14 protein-coding genes are annotated in these 20958 nt (G+C 39.6%); 1 reads left to right on the top strand and 13 read right to left on the bottom strand.

The features are described 5' to 3' along the window. Nucleotides 1–24 precede the first annotated feature (24 nt). From ACW2QC_RS04865 to ACW2QC_RS04810, 12 genes are all read right to left on the bottom strand, one after another. Nucleotides 25–4170 carry a TIGR02680 family protein gene (locus ACW2QC_RS04865; protein ID WP_457542850.1) on the bottom strand — a complete coding sequence of 1382 codons (4146 nt, stop codon included), beginning with the start codon at nucleotides 4168–4170 and terminating at the stop codon, nucleotides 25–27. Continuing rightward, nucleotides 4154–5329 (bottom strand): TIGR02678 family protein, encoded by a 1176-nt coding sequence (locus ACW2QC_RS04860; protein ID WP_457542849.1) that lies wholly within the window; start codon nucleotides 5327–5329, stop codon nucleotides 4154–4156. The genes ACW2QC_RS04865 and ACW2QC_RS04860 overlap by 17 nt, the downstream gene beginning before the upstream one ends. Further along, nucleotides 5330–6826, bottom strand: coding sequence for a TIGR02677 family protein (locus ACW2QC_RS04855; RefSeq protein ID WP_457542848.1), 1497 nt, complete (start codon nucleotides 6824–6826; stop codon nucleotides 5330–5332). A 222-nt stretch (nucleotides 6827–7048) separates the two neighbouring features. Next, nucleotides 7049–8734: a zinc ribbon domain-containing protein gene (locus ACW2QC_RS04850; RefSeq protein WP_457542847.1), complete on the bottom strand. Its 1686-nt coding sequence runs from the start codon at nucleotides 8732–8734 to the stop codon at nucleotides 7049–7051. Nucleotides 8735–8990: 256 nt separating this feature from the next. Next, the gene (locus ACW2QC_RS04845; protein WP_457542846.1) at nucleotides 8991–9833 is read right to left on the bottom strand and encodes a carbohydrate ABC transporter permease; all 843 of its coding nucleotides are present in this window, start codon (nucleotides 9831–9833) and stop codon (nucleotides 8991–8993) included. A 22-nt stretch (nucleotides 9834–9855) separates the two neighbouring features. Then, nucleotides 9856–10749, bottom strand: a complete 894-nt coding sequence (locus ACW2QC_RS04840) for a carbohydrate ABC transporter permease (RefSeq protein WP_457542845.1) — start codon at nucleotides 10747–10749, stop codon at nucleotides 9856–9858. An 84-nt stretch (nucleotides 10750–10833) separates the two neighbouring features. Further along, a complete protein-coding gene (locus ACW2QC_RS04835; protein ID WP_457542890.1) occupies nucleotides 10834–12144 on the bottom strand; it encodes an ABC transporter substrate-binding protein in 1311 nt (436 codons plus the stop codon). 355 nt (nucleotides 12145–12499) lie between these two features. Then, nucleotides 12500–13495 carry an N-acetylglucosamine kinase gene (locus tag ACW2QC_RS04830; protein WP_457542844.1) on the bottom strand — a complete coding sequence of 332 codons (996 nt, stop codon included), beginning with the start codon at nucleotides 13493–13495 and terminating at the stop codon, nucleotides 12500–12502. Between the two features lie 212 nt (nucleotides 13496–13707). After that, nucleotides 13708–15642, bottom strand: coding sequence for a glucose PTS transporter subunit IIA (locus tag ACW2QC_RS04825; protein WP_457542843.1), 1935 nt, complete (start codon nucleotides 15640–15642; stop codon nucleotides 13708–13710). Next, a complete protein-coding gene (murQ, locus tag ACW2QC_RS04820; protein ID WP_457542842.1) occupies nucleotides 15635–16552 on the bottom strand; it encodes an N-acetylmuramic acid 6-phosphate etherase in 918 nt (305 codons plus the stop codon). The genes ACW2QC_RS04825 and murQ overlap by 8 nt, the downstream gene beginning before the upstream one ends. Nucleotides 16553–16554: 2 nt before the next feature. Beyond that, nucleotides 16555–17412, bottom strand: a complete 858-nt coding sequence (locus ACW2QC_RS04815) for a MurR/RpiR family transcriptional regulator (protein WP_457542841.1) — start codon at nucleotides 17410–17412, stop codon at nucleotides 16555–16557. A 227-nt stretch (nucleotides 17413–17639) separates the two neighbouring features. After that, complete coding sequence (locus tag ACW2QC_RS04810) at nucleotides 17640–19211, bottom strand: plasmid pRiA4b ORF-3 family protein (RefSeq protein WP_457542840.1); 1572 nt, start codon at nucleotides 19209–19211, stop codon at nucleotides 17640–17642. Between the two features lie 143 nt (nucleotides 19212–19354). Between ACW2QC_RS04810 and ACW2QC_RS04805 the strand changes: the two genes are divergently transcribed. Then, nucleotides 19355–19963 (top strand): C39 family peptidase, encoded by a 609-nt coding sequence (locus ACW2QC_RS04805; protein WP_457542839.1) that lies wholly within the window; start codon nucleotides 19355–19357, stop codon nucleotides 19961–19963. A gap of 216 nt (nucleotides 19964–20179) precedes the next feature. Here the strand turns inward: ACW2QC_RS04805 and ACW2QC_RS04800 are convergent, their stop codons facing one another. Continuing rightward, on the bottom strand, nucleotides 20180–20629 hold the full coding sequence (locus ACW2QC_RS04800) for a flavodoxin domain-containing protein (RefSeq protein ID WP_457542838.1): 450 nt from the start codon (nucleotides 20627–20629) through the stop codon (nucleotides 20180–20182). Between the last annotated feature and the right edge of the window lie 329 nt (nucleotides 20630–20958).

Genomic DNA, 20958 nt, shown 5'->3' with positions numbered 1-20958 from the left:
AGATCTGTTCCGTATCCTTCCTAATCAAACCTCACTTGCCGCTGCAACTTCTTCATCGACAACTAGTGACCGCTTATTCCCATCCCAATGATAGCGAATCACGGTTACGAAATCTTTATTCTTCGGGCGAACGAGTTCACAAATCGATAGGGAGGAAATCGTTTCATAATCACCCCATAGCACTTGCGAGTTCATCATATAGTCAAATCCAAGTTCCTCGACGATGCGGAACATGACACTGATATTATCTTCATCAACCCCGGCAAATGCCTCATCCAGTGAAATGATATATGGCGCTGTTTCGTCTGCTTCCAAATAACGGGAATAACACGCAGTAAATAATGGTATATACATTGCCATTGCTTTTTCTCCACCACTAAATTGGTAAAAGGCATGATTTGTTAATTCGCGTTTCGGTTCACCTTCCCGTTTAAATGACAAGACAAACGAGAACCAGTTACGGTAATCAAGCACATCTTTCAGCACCTGCAAGAGTGTGTTTCCTTCCCCTTTCATTTCAACGATTTCCTTGGCCCGGTCAATTTTCGAGCGGAAGTGGTCAATTACTTGGTCAATGTCCTCATCTTTCAATAGACGTGGATCACGGCGCAGCAAATCGACAAGTTCCTTTGTGTCAAGTTCTGCTTCTGTCTCAGCAGTTCGCGGTTTCCAGCGAATCGAGAATGCGAGACCTGATGAAGAATCACTGTTTTCCATTAATTTATTCATTTTCTCTGTCCAATTCTGGGCACGTCCGATCCGACTGCGGAGTTTTTTTCCGACTGAATCGAATAAAATTTCTTCGTAAAGTTTGCGGTCCTGATCATCCAATAGATTCTGCTGGCGCAATTGATCTTTTTCAACCGTTTCCTGAATGTAGTATGGACTGACCCGCTTTCCTTGAAAATCAAGTTGGATCAAGCGTCGTGTTGCTTTTTGTCGCCAATTATTAATCTGAATTTGCTGCTCATCAGTCCATTCATCATTCATCCATGGAAAATCGAGTGCCGGCACTTGCGTATCAGTCATCCGGTATTCCATTAAATCGGTTTGTTGTTCGAAAAATGCACTTGTTAACTGACCTTCAATTTTTGCTTTATCCTTATCCTTCAGCACCTGTTTATACGTTTTATCAACCCAAACAGCAAGCGATTCATTCGAGTCCAGATCTTCCGGAAATGTCATAAATCCATAATTTACTTCTTGGGAAAATGCCTCATACCATGCTTCGATTAGCTGTTCCAGAAAGTGCATTTTTTGTTTCTGTTGATCAATTTCCCCTTGTAATGTTTCACGTTTCGCTTCTTTACGAGGCAATACGGAATTATTTTTGGCTAGCTCCTGATTTGCAGATTGCAGTGATGTTTGAACATCTTGGATTTGCTTTCGAATATCTGCTGCCCCATGCATTTCCAGTTGTTTCTCGATTTCGGTAATATTTTGCGAAATCCGGGTCTTTTTATCGCCCAGCAAATTCAATTCCCCATTCAAATCATCCACTTCTAAACTTAGTTCGTCTAAACGTTGCTGCAATTGATTTATATTCTTCTGCTGATGACGGTAACTTGTATGCACAGTAATTAACGTCTGTAGATCCTTTTCATAGCGACGCATCACTTGCTTTGCTTCTGCATATGCATCATAGGAAAACGCTACATTGAGATCTCGTGTTTTCGTATCCAATCTCCGCTTTACGTCATGGAATTCATGTGATGTTGCCTGCATTTCTTCATCAAGCCGCTGCAATTCTTTACCTAATTGATCAATAAAAAACCGTTTTTCCTTCATTTGTTGAAAACTAACTTGTAGATCTTCATCATTAGGGAAAAGTCCCATAGCATCGCGTGCAGCTTGAATCTTTCCATATAAAACATCAATCGAGCGAGTTACTTCCTGTTGTTCCTTTATTAACAAAGAAATTTCATTCATAATTCGTGATATCTGTTCTTCCCGGTAACGTTTCCGAGCATTGCGTCCGATAAACCGCACTGCCTCAACGGGTACCGCATGCCCACTTAATAGCCCAATTTGATAAGCACCGTCTTCTTGAATCTGAAAACCGGCATCTTCTACCACATCATCGACCAAAATACTCCGTAATACCTCATCAACCATCACCGCTGACACGGCTGCATCAGCTTCCAGATCCGGCATTAAGTAGTCGGCAAGCGTGTGGGCCATCATGTTCGGACGTGCTTGAATAACGCGATCATGTGTTATCGGCGTGCCCTCTGCCGTGATTAACGCATCAAGCAAACCACTGTCAAGTAATGCCGCCTCAATCCGTTTGCGAACATCATCTGACACATGTTCTTGAAATTCGACAGCTTCATAAAACGGCACAAACTTGTAACCTCCCTCATGTAAAATCCGGCGTGCTTCTTTTGTAGCAGCCTGTTGATTCGGTGGCTCTGGATCACGTTTTGCCTTCCATTCGGCTAGTTCCACTTCTTTCTCCTCCACCGCTGTCTTTAATTCGGTCAGCTTACTTTTCGTTATCGCGATCGTCTCATTAACATCCATTTGAAATTCGTTATTCACATTCATAAATGGCTTGCGAATTGTTTCATATGAATGTGGCTCATAAAGTTGATCAATACTGCGGGATGCTTGTTGTAAAACTGCTTCGTCTATAGCAAAAAAGGAAAATTGCTCTGCCCACTTATAGATTTCATTCAACTTTTCCTGCTTATCTTTTTCAAAAATAGCTAGCCAGTCTTTTTCTTCCTGTTTCGCCTTGTCGATGTCCAACTGCATATCGGCAATTTTTTTCTGAAAATCAGTAATCCGTTGTTTCAACTGTTCATACGTACGCAATTGCTCGCTTATCGTTTCCAGCTTTTGATAGTGATTTTCCGCTTCCTGGCTCCAAACCGTGAAATCAAAATCTCCTGCTTTATTTCGAATGAAGTCCTGTTCATTTAATGCATGCTGTTCAAATGATGCTTCATCCGCATCAGCCTGCAAATCGAGCAGCATGTCAGCAATGTTTTGCTCGTTCTCTTCCAGTTCCCCATCCAGCTTTTCCAGGTTTGCTTTTGTCGTTAGCTCCTGCCGCTTTTTCTCTGTTACCTGTTGATCTTTTTTAGCAAGTTCACTCTCCGCTTCATGTAATGCATGTTGTTCATCAGTTCGTTCCTGTTCTAAATTCCATACTTTATGATTTTGCAGACGTGTCCGTTTTTGCTCTAACACTTCAACAGATCGCTCAAGCTCCTGATTACGCACACCAAGTTCGCTAATCTCCTGACCAAGTACCCCCTCCATGTCCATTTTCTCCTGTGCAACATGTTCCACCTTCGCAAATTGCTTTTTCGCCTGAACATATTCATGTGCTTTGTCAGCAATACCATATTCGTTATAGGCATCATAGCGTTTGATTAACTTGTCCAACGCCTGGTGCTCACGCTCTAGTTGTTCGATCTGCTGCTTTGTCTGGTCCATGTGTTCGATCGTATCTGATAAATGACGTAAATCCTCATCCGTTAACGGTGGCAGTGCCGCTTCCAAAATTTCATAAATAACAGTCGGCTTGAAATCCTTTGATAGCTTTGGACTGCGTAATTGAATCAATAATTTGATCAAGTCCTCGTATGCTTCGATCGTTTCAAAACCAAAAATATACTTATTTACCAGTTTCATATAGTCGCCCTGTGTCCTGACAACATGCCCACCAGTACCGATTCGATTCTCCAGCTGCACACGGGATAATGGAATCTGTTGTTTTTCGCCAGCATTACGCTCCACTTCATATAAGGCAAAATCTTTTCCGATACGACGATTATCCGTAATGACAAACCCCCAGAAATTCATGGTTTTGTGACGGCGCGCCTGTAAGCCAATTCCGGTCGTTATATATTGATTCGTATCCTCCCGCTTATACTCAAGAAATAAATAACCTGTCCGCTCATCCCGGTCAACAATATCTTTTTCACCTAACAAGTAATCTTCCATTTTCCGAGCCTTTGAGCCAAACGGATCAAGCCTGTCAGGGGACTTTTTCCCATCTAGCAAAACAGGTAAAATACTTTGCATCGTCACCGACTTCCCTGATCCGTTACTTCCACGGAGCAATAACTTCCCGTCAGCAAAGTCAAAAATTTCATTGTCATAATACCAAAAATTTAACAATCCAGCCCGGTTCATTTTCCATTTATTTTGCTTCATCATGTGTTTGACCCTCCTTAGCTACGAAGTCTTTCGGAAATCTCCCAACGAACCTTCCTAGCAATGGTTTCAGAATATAAGCATTCGTCACTGCCTCTATTTCTAGCATTTCCCAATCCTCTAGCAAATTGATCAGTTCATTCATTGTGCTGTTAATTGTTCCTTCACGATATTGTTTACTCCACCCTTTTCCGTATAACGCATGTAATTCCGTAACAATCTGTTCAAACGTAACCCTCGTCAAGTGGACGTTTCCTAGTGCATCAGGTGGATATTCATTTGATCGTTCACGTAAAAAAGTAGCAAAATGAAGCGCTACATCCATGATTGCCTTTTGGTCAGGAAACAATGTCAATTCTTGCTTTTTCTCATCCGTCACAAGCAAGGCCGCATTTTTAAACACTTCAAAGCGAAACATCGTGTGCTCCTCCAAGTCATCACGCAAACGGTTCCGGTAGTTGCGAATGTATGCGAAATCAGGGTCATCCTCACTCTCTCGATGAACAACTGGAGAAATTAAAAGTTTACGATATACCCGTTTTCGCCGTTCATCCGCTTCATGTCGAGCCCATTCACTTTGCAAAATTTCCTCTGCTGAGTCGTATTCAAACAAATCTTTCGGATACGACCGCATAAAATAGCGTGCGTACACCGTAACTTCATAGAGAACTTCCTGCTCCTCGTTCATGGCAAATTGTTCGATTTCCCCTTCAACCGATGTCAAGATTGATAATTTTTCTAGCTGTCTAATCACCCTCACAACTGATTTGCGATGGTTATAATTCGTCCAATCAAGCGGAAATTCGCCTGGATACAGATCTTTAATATCCTCGCAAATATCCGAAAGTAAAAACTGCTCATCAACCGAACGATTTTCCGTAAATGCCAGAGCACAGCAAAACATCGCATAATCACGCGGTTCCTGAAATTCTTGCATCCCCATCCAGCTTTTTGCCTCAACAGGAATTTTTTCCAATTTAATAAAATGCTGATGCACAATTAAATCAAAACCGAACTTCTCATCAACGTATCGTTTCAATACTTTTTCCCGTTCACGGACAAGTTGATATAATTCGGGTTCTTTTGACCGGAGTATCCAGAACTTTTCCAATAACAGCCTTAGTGCCGTCTGTGCTTTATCATCAAAAATATTAGCTTCCATTTATACGTTCACCTCGTCCATGAACTGAAATGTTACAGCAGGCATTTCCATTACACCATCTTCTGCATGCAACAAGATTCGTTCATCTTTCGCAACCAAAACCTTCACATTCCGTCCGTGTTCCGTTTTAAATGTATGATCCTTTTTTGCCATCGCCTTACCGATCCAGCCTAACAACATTTTTCGAACGTGGGTCTCAATAATAGGAAGTGCATCTAAACGTATTTCGTTACCCTGCATGTACTTCTCTAACGCTTCCTGCTCTGCTAACTTATCCTGTAAATATTCCTGACGTGCTTCTTCTTTTTTCTGTTGTTGACTAACAATGGCACCGGCACGTGTTTTCTCCCGATAATTGCGTATCCGTGGTTTTGTCTCATGTGTAATCGGTTGTTCATCCCAAATATCCGTGTAAATATCATCGGTTGGCACATGATCACTGAACAAGTGCCGTGTGTGGAAAACCCCGAATGCAACTGCTGACAATTCGTGGGCTTCTTTTACAGAATCAAGGGAATCAAACCATTTTGCCAGATACAAATAATCCTTTTTCCGACTGCGAAAATACTGGTGACGCTCGCCTAAGCGCTGGACAACTCTTGTAATGCGGCGAATTTGCTCGTTTGTCCGTAACTCCAGCATTTCATACTCACTCTCACCATGTGCATTTCCTAGAAACCACGTAATCAGTGTCTGCCATTTTTGTTGTTGCTCATCGACTTGTTCTCTTTCATCTAAACCGAGGTCTTCAAATCTCGGAACCTGCTGCTGATGGATGATTACCTGGTTAATCAGTGGTGTGAGTTGTTCTGATGTAACAGTTTCCAAGAGTTGCTGAATTTTTAACGCCGTTTGTTTCAGGCCAATAATAAAATCGCGCAAATAAGTGGTAAATTGATCTTTATAAGCCAGAAACGCTTCTGTCTGCATACGCTCCTCGGCTTCTTCACTGTTGATATGGGCAATATAGTCAGAAGTATTTTTCGTTATCGCCCGAAAATACGTAAACACATCATTCCACAGCTGTGAACACTCATCAGCAGGTGGAAGTGAATCTTTTTTCAAAATCGATTCAACTTCAACAAGTGCTTGATATAACCGTTCGAACTCTTTCTTTTCCAGTGACCCACCAAAGACCTCGCCACCTTTTTCCATCTCCACAAGCATCCGCTCAAACTCAACCGTGTATGGTGTACATTGATAGCGAAACTTTTTCTTTTTAAATTCCTCAATCGTATGCGCCCGGCCCATTTCCTGACGGGCAATTAGGTTGTTCCATTTGACAAGCTGATCCAAATCCTGGTGTAGCTGTTCTTCGGTATAGTCACCAAATCCTTGATTATCCTTAAGATACGCATAGATCTCTTCCGGAAAAAGAAACTCACGCATCCGCTCATGCTGTATATAAAAATAACGCAAAATAGCTCGATAACTCCAAGCCTTTTCTGCCGTTAAATAACTCGCTTCGGTAACTTTTCTAAATGGTTGCACGTGCATGTGTACTCACCTACAATTTTCGACTTTCTTCTATTTTAATTTGTCGCACGAGATATGTCTATGGAAGGAAATCTCAATGTGGATAATATGCTGCTTTCTGCCTCGCATCCCGTATATACTTCGCTTTCCGAGGGCGGCTCAAGCATTACTCTATGCCCCTAACAAATATTAAAGCATAAAAAAGTGCTTAGGCCCTAACCCAAGCACTGTTAAGCAGGAAGATTACTTCAACCAAGCAGACGTAAACACTTTCGGCTGCTTTTCACGATATTCGACTTTTTTATCGCTATCGATCGATGCTGCCCAACCAATTTTGTCCACTTTCCATTGTTCATTGTCTTTATCATATATTAGTTCATAGCCATATTGCTCAGAAACCTCTTCCAGTTTTGGTTTTTCATCCTCTCCATACCAGGTATCCTGTTCATAAATCGTTGCTGTTTCTACTTCTACCGTCCAGCCATCACCATAATTCGTTATCTCAAAGGAATCAGAATTAAAGTCAACCCCAACAAATTTACCTTTGTAATACTTCTCATTTTCTTTTGCATTTTTAGCGTCATCAATAATATCTTTTACAAGATCTTCTGACGCTACTGTTAATTTCTTCTTATCAGCGGTGGTTGCTGCCGCTAAAAATTCCTGATTAAACTTGATAATCGTATCCTTCATTGCTTGCCTCACATCATCATTAACAGTAAAATCGGCCTCAACATAATACGAATCAATTGGAACTTCCTCTGTTTTCATTGTACCCCAAGGAAATTCACCTTCAAAGGATGCTGTAATAGAACCATCCGTAAGCAGCGGTCCAAATGTATCTTGTTCCATAATATTGATTCCGGTGTCTTCTCCATTGATGTAAAGTTTTACATTATCCAGTTCCTCACCAAATGGTTTCCTGAATGTTACTTCTTCCCCTTCAATACCAAGGTCAACATGATCAGAAAATCCGGGGTCAAAATTGGTACTATCCGCTTCAGCAGTCAATTCGACAAAATCATTTTTATATGTTGCAGTAAATGTGTATGTACCAGGAAGGAATGGACCTACTTCTTGGGTGAATTCATCTGTATCGGAAGTTACAATAACTTCATCGTTTAATAAAATATCCGTATCTTTGTAGTTCGTATAAACTTCGAAATATACTGGGCTTACTTGAATAGAATACTTGTCATACACAAGATACTTTTTACCATTTTCAATTAAATTAACTGCGTAATCATAACCACCATCATTCGCTTTTGCTAGATTTGGATTCTTATCATACTGCTTTACTTGATTTTGCAAATGATCCATCATATAAGCAAATTCACTTGGATTTTCGCCGTAATAATCAATAAAACCCTTTACTGTTTCTTTATTAATCGCAATTTTACCGTCGGCTTCCAACAGTCCAGCAACAGTACTTGCATCCTTTTGCGTAATGGCATCCTCAAACCTTTCAATAACTTTTTCTTTAGATGTCATAGACGCACCAACCTGGTAGGCAACAAATAATAAAACAATAAGTGCTCCTGCAATTGCCATTGAGATCTTCGCCTGTTTGGATAGCTTTTTAGCCGGTTGACTTTCTCTCGTTTTTTTAGAAGCAACCAATCCTCCCTGTAAAGGCTGCTTTGGCTGTTTAGGAGGCACCGGCTTCTGACTTAAACCACCTTGATTTTCATTCCCAGTCTGTTTGTTTTCTGGAATGGGTTGGTCTTCTTGCTTAGAAGTTTTTTCATCATTCGGCCCCATATCGTCAGCCTGAATTTCCTCACTATTTTCTTTATCCACATGATCTCCCGAGTTATTGACTGGCTTTTCTTCATCAAGCTTGCCCCCACTCGTTAGATCCTGTCCGCAATGTTTGCAGAACTTCGCATGATCAGCAAGTTCCCCTCCACAATGCTTACAATACCTCATGAAATTCCCCCTTGCTTTTTCACTATTTATCAAATGTTAAGAAAACGATAGTGCTATTATACTATACAAATGCCAATATTGGAGGGGATATTTGTATTAAGTTCGAATTAGCCATTAGGTCCTAAAGTCGTTCGGATTTTAGTTTAGTATAGGGATAAAGGCTTTCACTGTTAGAAACTTCTGCCTTTTCGTTTATTATCTTCTCCTTCTAAAAAAAACCAAAAGCGACCCCCGTATGAACCGGTTGCCGCTTTCATCATCCCTTGATCGCTCCTTCAGTCATTCCCTTTGCAATCCGTTGTTGGAAAATGGCGTACAAAATAATCACCGGCACGATCGCAATTACAAGTCCAGCAAATAAGGTCCCCCATGCGTTTGTATATTGTGCTTCATTACTGATATAATCAATTGCCAAAGCTAATGTATAATTTCCTTCTGATTGTAAGAAAATCAATGCCATAAAATACTCATTCCAAAACTGGATTGCATTCATTATCGTTACCGTTATAATCCCCGACATTGTGAGTGGTGTAATGATTTTCCATAAAACCCCATATGGCGTTATTCCATCCATTGCCGCTGATTCTTCCAATGACTTTGGTATCGTACTCATGAAACTAGTTAATACAAATATCGTGAACGGTAGCTGACTTACTGCATAAACGACTGCTAATCCATAAATATTATCCAGTAGATTTAAATCCATTAATAGGAAGAACAAAGGGATCCAGCCTAACACCATTGGGATCATCATGGCGGAAACATATAATGTAAACAATATCTTACTGCCACGAAAATTCAATCGTTCAATAGCGTAAGCAGTCGGGATAGCAAGTACCAACGTCAGAATTGAACCTACCGCAGTCACAATTAAACTATTAAATACACTCGTATCAATATTATAATTGGTCCAGGCATCAATAAAGTTTTGGAAATTCCATGTCTCTGGAAAGCCCCACGGATTCTTATAAATCTCGGCATTTGATTTAAACGAACCGATAAACATCCAAAAAATCGGATACAACACGGCTATCGTCCATAAAATCAATGGAATGCGTATCCCAGTTCGTCCCAGAATTTGGCCAACACTTCGCTTCACGTTCATTTCCTCCTTCCTATAGTTAGTATTCTACTTTTTCCCTTCGCATGAAGAATTGCAGGATTAACACCGTTAGTAAGGAAAGAATTAAAATCATCACGCCAATTGTTGCTCCATATCCAAAGTTATATTGTTTAAATGCTTGCTGATAAAGGTATGAGCCCATTACATGTGTGGCGTTATTTGGTCCCCCTCCCGTCATGACTTGAACAATGATAAAAGAACCATTCAACGTGGTAATAACAATGTAAAGGACGGATATTTTTATTTGTGGCCAAACAAGCGGCAATGTCACCTTCCAAAATTGTTGCCATTCACTTGCCCCATCAATCTCCGCAGCTTCATAATAGCTTTTCGAGACATTCGCTATTCCGCCCATCAGCATTAACATGAACAAACCGATACCAGCCCAAATCGAAGGTAAAACTAAACTCGGCAATGCCCATTTCTCATTCCCAAGCCAAGGTTTAGCCCATTCCTCTAAACCAAGAAATTCCAACCCAGAATTGATGAAGCCCATACTTGGGTTATAAATAAATGTCCACAGTATACCAATAACGACAACTGACATTATATTAGGAAAGAAAAAGATAATCCGATAGAATGGCGCTTCTTTTATTTTTAATTGTGTTAAGGCAACAGCAAAAAACATGGCTAGAATCATAATACCAATAACCTTCGTCACCACAAGGAAATAGTCATGCATAATCGTGTCTGGAATAATTGCATCTTGAAACAGTTTTATGTAATTAGCCAAACCGATGAATTCCTTACTCTCTGCTGACCCTGACCAATCAAAAAAGGAATAGTACAATCCACTAAATAAAGGATAAAGGGTAAAAATAGCAAACATAATGAAAGTCGGGATTAAACAAAAGGCAAGAAATAGATACTTTTGCTTTTTTGACTGTACCATTTGATTCACCTCCCTGTGTAAACCAGATGATGAAATGGAATAGAAAGGGGAATCCCAACCCTTTCTACTCCTAAATTCATGTTTCTATTTACTATTCCGATATTCTTTCGCTGCTTTTTCTGCTTCTTGAACAAATTCTTCCGCAGTGATATTTCCAAGCATCAGTGAAACAAGTGAATCGCTAATCGGCGTTTCCAAATCTGCACTCATTGGATGTGGCTTATTATAAATTTGCACTTGTTCTGGATCATTTATCATGGCATTGGCATCAATTAAATATTCTGGTACATTTTCGTTTGTTGACAGATCTACACCTGTCAAGTTCATAATTGCACCAGTGTGCTCGGAAAATAATGTTGCATATTCTTTTGTAAAGACAAACTCAACAAATGCTTTCGCTGCTTCTGGATTTTCCGCTTCCTTGGCAATGGCAAGTGGACGCAAATCAGGAACAATAGCGGCTGGTTCACCTTCATCATGCATTGGCGATGGAATGAAGCCATATTTAAAGTCGTCTGGTGTATCTTTTTCCATTTCATTCGGCAGCCAGAAGCCGACCGGAATGAATGCATTATCATGAAGCAAGAAATTCATTTGCGATTGTGTATGGTTTATTGCACCAAAACCAGGATCAATATACCCTGCCTTTTGCATCTCCTCTACCTTTTTCATAACTTCTAAAACTGGGTCACTTGTCCAAGCTCCTTCTTCTCCATCGATCACAGCGGCAAGTAACTCTTCACCACCCGCTGCACCAAATGCCGGGTATAGTACTCCACGCAAGAAGTAATATGGGTACTGTCCGGTAGTAACAAACGGTGCGATATCTTCCCCATCTTTAATCTCACCCATTGAATCCATGAAACTTGCAAAATCGGTTGGAACTTCATACCCTTTTTCTTCAAATAACGCTTTATCATACCATGTTCCCCACGTATCAAATACCAATGGTAGACTATAAATATTACCATCATCATATTGCGCTGGTTCCACAATAAAACTATCCATTAATGGTGTTCCGCCTTCTAACTTCACATCTTTTACCCAATCTGATAAGTCCATCAGCTGCCCATCTTCCACCATCTGCGTCTCACTTGAACCTGCCCCATCAATGTACACAACATCAGGCGGATCCCCCGAAACCCAACGCGAACGCATTTCTTCGTTAATATTTGGACCAGCATGCTCGGTAATCGTTACATCAGGATATTTTTCCTGAAAATCGCCTATTACCTCTTTCCACCACGAATCACCATAACCACCAACGAAATATTGGATTTCAAGGTTACCGGAAATTTCACCGTCGCTATTTTCACTGCTATTGTCGTCGTTTGACTTATCTCCTTCTTTTGCATCCTCATCATCCGATGAACACGCCACCGTTAATGCGAGCATGAGCACAGCCACAGCTATAAACCAGTAACGACCTTTCCATCTCTTCAATTTAGTTGCCCCCTTTGTTCTTTAAACAGCTATGAAGCACATTGATTCAGTTTAAAATGATCGTTTAGAAAATTTTCGTTTGCCTCCTTTCCCGTACTGAAGTGTTTTGGTTTTATGATAACTGGGATGAATAGTTCTTTTGGCTTGTAATATTCTTTTCTTTTAAACTATATGTGGGAGTTGTTTGGAGCATGCCTGATAATGTGAACTTGATTCGGTAAGAGGAATATTACTTGTAGTTGGATTAAATAACAAGCAAACGATGACTAGTAATAAATACATGTATAATCATAAATATAATGGCGCTCTATAGTTTTTCTTTACTATTATTTATTTTATTAAAGTTGGTTTGCAAACGGTGTATCGTGTTTTTATTTATTTTTTCACCTGCTGCAATATACGCAGCTATAATCGACCCGCCAACTGGAGGAATTGTAGGAATCACAACATTCACCATATTGGTATGGTTTTTTAATCCACTTTTAATTAGGGATGGAAGTATATCCAGATCTGAAAAAACACCACCACAAAGTACAAGTTTGACTCGTTCGTTTTTAAATAATTTTTTATACAATGTGGTTACACATACTATCAAATCATCGCTGGCATCGTTTATGATTTTTTCCGCGATAACATCTTTCCGTTTATACGCTTCAAAGACAAGCTTTGCTACCGATGATATTTCATTTTTGGGATTTGATGAGGAATAAACGTGGCTTATTAATTGTTCTCCATTTGTCACTTGGAAATAGTCATACAACATCTCTAATAAGACCGTTCCTTGTCCTCGTCCATCGTATGACTTTAATGAATCTGCAATTCCTTGCTGCCCAATAGTATAACCACTTCCTTCATCACCAACTAAATACCCCCATCCTCCTACTCGCCCTTGTTTGCGAAATTGGTTCATCCCATAAGTTACGGACCCGGTACCTGCAATTTGAACCATCCCATATTCTCCGTATGTACCGGAATATAAGGCGTTCATTGCATCTGTTTCAACAATCACGGTGATACGTTCAGACACAATATGATGGATAATTTGCTTTACTTTTTCTTTTGCCAATTCACCACTGGATCCCGATATACCAGCAAAAATAGTCATTACCTGTTCATACTGTCTTGGAGCCTCATTTTCTAATTCACCCATTATACGAGCAAATGTATTCATTAAAACCTGTTGTGAAACCGTATTCGGATTCGTTGATCCAGCAAAAGCTGTTGCGTAAATTTTCCCACCTAAGTCAGCTAAAACTGCTCTCGTATTTGTGCCACCACCATCAATTCCTATCACATAGGCCATTTAAAATCACCCTCTTATTATCAAATTCCTTCCCAACATTTTGTTATCTAAAAATATATTTATACACTGGTAGAAATATGTTCGTGCTGTCTTTAGTCAAATTATGGGACACAAACTGGGTGCTAATCCCTAAAAAATAAAAACCGTATCCCAGGGTTAAAAAACCAAAAGATACGATTTCTTTTATTTATGATTTTGTAGAACGATCAATATTATCGATCTATTGTAAGCAGTAAATCACCTGTTTTCATATTTTCGGACTCCGTACTAACGATAGATTGATAGTCACCTGAATTCATAATTACAAGTGGCGAGGTTAGGTCATAACCAGCATTTGCAATGCCTTCGATATCAATGACCGATAACAAGTCCCCTTTTTCCACCTTAGCATCCTTTTTGACTTTTACATCAAAAAACTTTCCTTCTGATTCCACAGTGTCAAGGCCGATGTGCATGAGAATCTCTACACCTTCTTTAGATGTGATCCCAATCGCATGCCCTGTAGGAAACACTGTTGTTACAGTTCCATTCACAGGTGCGCGTAACTGACCATCAGTAGGAATAATCGCAACTCCTTTTCCAACAGAACCGGATGAGAATACCTCATCATTTACCGCTTCAAGTGGGACAAGTGCTCCAGTTAATGGACTGAAAATTGCCTTGTCATTGACTAGATCAACATTTTCTTCTTTTTTGTTTTCATCCTTATTTTCTACCGTTTTTCCCGCTTCGCTATCATTGTATAGTTTATTAACCAATTTCTCCTTGTATCCGAATAAATAGGTTAAAACGAATCCACCTGCATATGAAATAATTAAGCCGGCAATGTAAAGTAGATAATTGTTATCTGCAATTAGCGGAATTAATGCTAAACCAGACGGCCCAACGGAAATTGCACCAACACTGCTAAGTGATAAGAATGCCCCACCAAACCCTGCTCCTAAACATGCTGTGATAAATGGTCGTCCTAAAGGTAGTACAACCCCGTAAATCAGTGGTTCCCCGATTCCCAGAATACCTACAGGCAAAGCGTTGGCAACTGTATTTCGCAAACGTTTATCTTTTGTTTTTAGATATATAGCAATTGCTGCCCCTACTTGTCCAGCGCCTGCCATTGCTAAAATCGGTAACAAAGTTGTTGAACCAGTGCTATTTATAAGTTCAAGATGAATTGGAATTAAACCTTGGTGCATACCAACTGTTACAAGTGGTAGGAACGTTGCAGCAAGTACATACCCTCCTAGTACTCCACCGATTTTCAACATTACGTCAACTAAAAACCAGGTAATGCCACTCATAATCCAGCCAGCAAGTGGTTGAATTACAACAAGTGTAATGACAGATCCTATAATAATTGTAATTAATGGTGTTAATAATAAATCAAGACTATCAGGTGTCCTTTTACGAATAAAGTTCTCAATCTTTGCAAAGATATATGCTGCTACAACAACACCTAATAAACCACCTAAACCAGTACTAATCTGTAAATCTAATCCGAAAAAATTCATGGAACCGATATCATTTAAGACCGGGGCGTAAATCATCAGCCCGGCAATACCACCAAGTACCAATGTTCCTTTAAATTCTTTTGCCGTATTGATTCCGACAAATACACCGAGTGATCCAAATAATAAACCACCAATTGATTTCAGTAACAAATACCAATTTGATTCTAGGATAGCAGGATCAAGTACACCCGCATCCGGATTTGCAAGGTTCAAGATAAGATTGGCAATTCCAAGCAGTAAACCGGAAGCTACAAACCCAGGAACTAGTGGAACGAAAATGTTTCCAATATGACGTAATACTTGTTGAACACTTGATGTTTGTTTCGCTTTATATGCTGCTTTAGTATCACTAGCAACATCGAATTCCTCTTCCGTATCCATTTCTTCTGCGTCCATATTCGTTAGATCTCGGAATTCATTCGCAACCTTTGTTACCTTTCCTGGTCCTAGCACTACTTGAATTGTTTCATTGTCAATAACACCTAAAACACCATCAAGTTGTTTAATGCTTTCTAAATCGATGTTCTCTCGTTTTTTAACATTAACCCGTAAACGAGTAATACAATTCGTAAAACTAGCGATATTCTTTTTCCCATTTAGTTGCTCTAAAATGGCTTGCGCAAGTTCTCGATTATTCATTGTTCCCACCCTCTTTGTTTGGATCTTCAATTGCCTGACGGACAAAGCCGCGCGAATCTACCAATTTTTGTTCTGCTTCTTCAAAACTACATTGATTTTCTATCATGACAATCGCAACTTTTGGTTTATAGTAGGCAGATACTAGATAATTAGCGGCCGTTTCATAATCGACCTGTGTTGCCAATGAAATAATATTTTTTGCCCGTTCCACAAGTTTTTTATTGGTTAATTGAACATCAACCATTAAATTACCATAAACTTTTCCAATTCCAATCATTGCCCCTGTCGAAATCATGTTAACAACCAATTTTTGGGCTGTTCCCGATTTTAAGCGAGTTGACCCCGTTAATACTTCCGGTCCTACCATTACTTCAATCGAAACATCTGCATCACGCCCGATTTCAGCATGCTTATTACAACTAACGGCTACCGTATTCGCCCCGATTTTTTTTCCATATGATAATCCACCGATAACATAAGGGGTTCTCCCACTTGCCGCTAATCCAACTAGTGTATCTTTTTCATTTAGGTCCAGCGCCCGCAAATCATTTTCTGCCAGAATCGGATCATCCTCTGCACCTTCCACAGCATTAATTAACGCACCTTGACCACCAGCGATTATTCCCTGTACCATTTCGAAATCGGTTCCAAAAGTTGGGGGGCACTCCACTGCATCCAAAATACCAAGACGACCACTCGTTCCAGCACCAATATAAATCAACCTGCCACCTTTTTGGAACGAGTCAATTACTAGTTTAACGGCCTTTTCAATCGATTTTAGTTCTTTTTCCACCGCTTGAGGGACCTTTTTATCCTCCTCATTCATTACATTTAAAACGTCATATGTTGACATTTCATCTAACTTCATTGTCTTTTCATTACGTGTTTCAGTTGTGAGCTTTTCAAGCACGTCTACTTTCCTCCCTTTTTACTTTGTTGTATGACCTGATGTGTTCGGTTTAAATGAGTGAGCGCGCTTTCATAATCTTCATAAGCACATGCTGTATATAACATATCGATCACATTTAGCTGTGCGATTCTTGATGACATTGCAGCGCTCCTAAATTCATCTTCCTGGGCCGCCACAAATAACACAGCATCCGCCATTTTACTTAAAGTTGAATCGGCATATTTCGTAATGGCTATTACCTTCGCACCCTGAGATTCTGCAATCTTAGCACAATCAATTATTTGCGGTGTCTCACCAGAGTACGATACTGCCACAACAACATCTTGATCACTTAGGTTTACAGCGGAAACTTTCTGCATGTGAAAGTCACTGTATGCAGTACAAATTTTATTGATCCTTGAAAACTTTTGAACCGCATCATAAGCAATTAGATAACTTGAACCGACTCCATAAAAGTCAATTTTCCTTGCCTCCACCAAATAGTGATACGCTATCTCTAATTGATCTTTATAAAGCAGTTGCAGTGTGTCGAACAGAGATTGAATATTATTGTTCGTTATCACTGACATAATATCTTCAATCGAATCACCTGGTACTAATGCTTCTTTATCCAGATCATGTAAATTAATAACAGATAGATCACCTGATAATTTTAATTTAAACTCCCTAAATCCTTTATAACCAAGTGATTGGCAAAATCTCATAACAGCTGCTGCACTTGAATAACTTTCAGCTGCCAATTTTTTCACAGACATCGATACTACAGATTCTGGATGTTTTAAAATATACTCGGCAACAGATTTTTCTGCCGGCTTTACATAGTCAAGAGATTCTCTTACTTTATATAAAACTCCGTCCAAGATTGATACCTCCAACCGAGATAATATAAGCGCTTACAAATACATCATATTCTCATTGGAATAAAAAATCAAGGTAATAAAAATTTATGGTACAAAATTTCAAAACATGAAACATTGTACATGCTTAGGAGCTTCCTTAAGTCTTCAAAAACAAAGAAAGGACCTTGACCCCAAGTATGGTCAAGATCCTTTCGATAAGAAAAACGTTTTACATGGTTACTTATTCCCTACCCAATAAAATCCTCCAACCCCTCTAACACTTCTTCCACAACTGGCAACTGTACGGTCACTTCCACTGGTAATTGCGCTTTTTCGATCAAAGGAAGCATGGTAATTGCGGTTTTCCTATCCATCAAAATATTTTCTGGAATCCCCTCAACAACGGATAACATGTTGATAAGTTCGCGTTGTTGTGCACCAATATCTGAACTATTGGTTAATAAATTTTGATAAAATACCAATCCTTGATCATGATCAGCGGCTACTACAAACAATGGGAAAACTCCCCGTCCACTTTCTTCATCCTGTACAGGCATGCTTAAATGTTGCATGGAAAATTCAACGGTTATGGGAATTACCTTGTTAAACTTTTGCACTCGTTTCAAGTCAAATTCCGAGACGGACAGTGGTGTTTCCGATGATTCTTCATCAGCTCCATACCCTTCCAATGAGAGAATTTGACTTTCAAAAACATAGCTATCATCGGCTTTTTGGGGAACCTTTGCGAATACTTGCTCATCCTCATACAGATTCGGTATTTCTAACCCTGCTTTTATTTCATTACAAACTTCAATTGCCTCTTCCAATACGATATTCATCATCCGTGCTTCTTCATCGTCAATAAACCATGGTACAAATCCGGGTTTAAAACTGCGGAATTCAGGCCATGTTTTTCGACCGCGGAATGGAACATTGTATGTTTTTATCAACTGATAATCTTCTTTTTCCAGTTCTTCTCTATCTTCAAAGGTAACGAGTAAACTTCGCTGATTTAACACTACATCGAAATCATCGATGGCACCATCCATAATGTCTAAGAATGCATTATATCCTGATTTCCCTACATAGACAGCCAGTCCAAACGTTTCACCACCAGATCCAAGAACTGAGCAAAATAACCGTTCTTTTGAAATGGGATCAACCACAGCGAAAATTTGACTATCATCCATGTAATTCCATGGCTTCATTTTATGGAATTCCTTTGCATTTAAAAATAGGTCCTCCCACAGATCAAATTCAGGATCTTTACCGTCTGCCAGATTTTCCATATGTTTTCCTGCTAATTCAGTATGCAAATCCTCATTTATTTGTTTAACCAATTGCTTGGAATCCGTAACGTTTAAATCAATTTCCTCCATAATAACTTCCATTCGGCTATCTTCAGGAGGAGCAACATTTCTTGCACCGACACAGCGTGGATATATGGTATCTTTTTCGGCTGTGATTTTTTTCATGAGTAAAATTTCATGCTGCCAATCATCACCAAAGTCGTATATGTACATTACCTTATCATTCACTTTTTTAAACCAATCGGAAAGAGCTTCCTCGTTTTCTTGATATGTTTCCTGCATTATTGGTGTATCTAAATCTATCTCTGTGTCCTGCGTTATTTCGATCTCATCCGTCTTTACGCCATTTGTTTTCTTTACAAAATAACTATGTAGATGCGTGTCAGTCCAATCAAATGCCAACTGTAATACGTTATGAAGTTCCTCAAACGTTATTCTGCTATCTACTTGAAGCTTACGCCAAACTGGCATACCAACATCACGCAATGTTACTTTTAATTCTAAAATCATTGTTTCACCTCATTTTGTTTAGTTTAACATATGGGCAGACGACGAACTACTGATATGAGATTGGGGTTGATATTTTTTCATCAGTGGGAATAGGATTTACGAGTGAGAATATAGTATAGTGAGGTTAAAAGGGGGAATGCGAAATGGTAAATGAGCATGCTTTTGTAAAAATTTCCGAAGTACCAACATTGAATCAACATCCTGAGCTCCCTACTGGTTGTGAGGCAACAGCATTAGCCATGTTATTGAATTGGGGCGGCCAACTAGTAAGCAAATTTGATGTAGTAGATAAACTTCCTAAAGGGGAAAAAGTAAAATTAATAGACGGTGGATGGTATGGGGCAAATCCAAATAAACAATTCGTCGGGGATCCATACTCCGATGATGGCAGTTTTGGTGTGTTTGAAAAACCTATTTTAGCAACGATTGAAAAATTCATGCCTGAAATAGGAATCAATTTGACCGGGCAAGATTTTGACATGCTACTTGATATAGTAAGATCAGGGAAACCTGTAATGGCGTGGACAACAATCGAGCAAAACGAAACGTTCCACAGCAAAACATGGATCGACGACAGCGGGAACACGATTGAATGGTACCGGTATGAACATGCCGTTGTTATTACAGGTTTCAATGACGATCATATAATCGTAAATGACCCATATACAGGAAGAGAAGAACATTATGACAGAAGGTTATTTGAACGGAATTGGGCGTCCATGGGGAAGCGTGCTGTGACGCTGGATAAGTGAGTTGGGATAGTCATTAGGACGGACTGGGAGCATGCAACCCCAGATTGAGTGCACAAATTTGGCCTAGGGCTGCGCGACTTCTCGGCCCGGGTGCACAATTTTTTCGCCCGAGTGTGCGACTTCCCGGCCCGAGTGCGCGACTTTCTGGCCCGAGTGCGCGACTTCCCGGCCCGGGTGCGCGACTTTCTGGCCCGAGTGCACGACTTATCTATCCTTTTATTTATCCAGTTCCTCCAAGAACCCTGCAGCAAAACGTTTACAATGTTCAATATCTTCATCATTTGGTTCTAGCTCAACTTTTAATTTTTCACCATACATTGTTCCACCGATTTTCGGTACTCTAGCGGCAATTGTTTCGAGTGCAGCACCATAGGAGTCATAAAATGAATCACAAGAGCCAAAGACTCCGACTAGTTTTCCTGTTAAATCAACATCGTCCAATTCCTCATAAAAATCTTCCACTTCATACGGCAAATCATCATCCCATGTATAAGATCCAATTAATATCCCATCGTAATCCAACAATTCTTGGACATCGATCGGATCAAAATCAAATGACTTTCTTACTATTTCATGTCCTGCATTTTTTATATAATCAGCAATGGCATCTGCCATCATTTCAGTGCTACCTGTCATACTTGCATCCATCATAATTATTTTGGCCATTAAAATCATCTCCTGGAGCTTGATTTATATTCTATTTACATTCTACTTGATAATGAGAATTACTTTCAATTAATACAATTATTGTTCACAAATTAAACAAAATTATTGTGACGAACTTATGAATTTTTGCTGAAAATGTGGATAAGTTATTTATTTTTTCGATTGTCACAGTACAAGATAATATGCCATAGCCTATTGGTGACTGTTTGCGGTATGAGTATGAATCTTTTAGCCAGTTGAAAATATAGCCAACACAAATAAAAATCGTTATAATTATATGGTAGATTATCGTACTAATATAATTTCTTATACGACGTTAAAGGAGACAC

The organism is Virgibacillus sp. FSP13 (assembly GCF_054048505.1).
The sequence above is the reverse complement of the archived record's forward strand: the minus strand, read 5'-3'. Positions and strand labels throughout refer to the sequence as shown.

Bases quoted from the DNA above. Each gene is read 5' to 3' on its own strand.
- ACW2QC_RS04865 (WP_457542850.1), bottom strand. From the start codon at position 4,170: ATGATGAAGCAAAATAAATGGAAAATGAACCGGGCTGGATTGTTAAAT.
- ACW2QC_RS04860 (WP_457542849.1), bottom strand. From the start codon at position 5,329: ATGGAAGCTAATATTTTTGATGATAAAGCACAGACGGCACTAAGGCTG.
- ACW2QC_RS04855 (WP_457542848.1), bottom strand. From the start codon at position 6,826: ATGCACGTGCAACCATTTAGAAAAGTTACCGAAGCGAGTTATTTAACG.
- ACW2QC_RS04850 (WP_457542847.1), bottom strand. From the start codon at position 8,734: ATGAGGTATTGTAAGCATTGTGGAGGGGAACTTGCTGATCATGCGAAG.
- ACW2QC_RS04840 (WP_457542845.1), bottom strand. From the start codon at position 10,749: ATGGTACAGTCAAAAAAGCAAAAGTATCTATTTCTTGCCTTTTGTTTA.
- ACW2QC_RS04835 (WP_457542890.1), bottom strand. From the start codon at position 12,144: ATGCTCGCATTAACGGTGGCGTGTTCATCGGATGATGAGGATGCAAAA.
- ACW2QC_RS04830 (WP_457542844.1), bottom strand. From the start codon at position 13,495: ATGGCCTATGTGATAGGAATTGATGGTGGTGGCACAAATACGAGAGCA.
- ACW2QC_RS04825 (WP_457542843.1), bottom strand. From the start codon at position 15,642: ATGAATAATCGAGAACTTGCGCAAGCCATTTTAGAGCAACTAAATGGG.
- ACW2QC_RS04810 (WP_457542840.1), bottom strand. From the start codon at position 19,211: ATGATTTTAGAATTAAAAGTAACATTGCGTGATGTTGGTATGCCAGTT.
- ACW2QC_RS04805 (WP_457542839.1), top strand. From the start codon at position 19,355: ATGGTAAATGAGCATGCTTTTGTAAAAATTTCCGAAGTACCAACATTG.
- ACW2QC_RS04800 (WP_457542838.1), bottom strand. From the start codon at position 20,629: ATGGCCAAAATAATTATGATGGATGCAAGTATGACAGGTAGCACTGAA.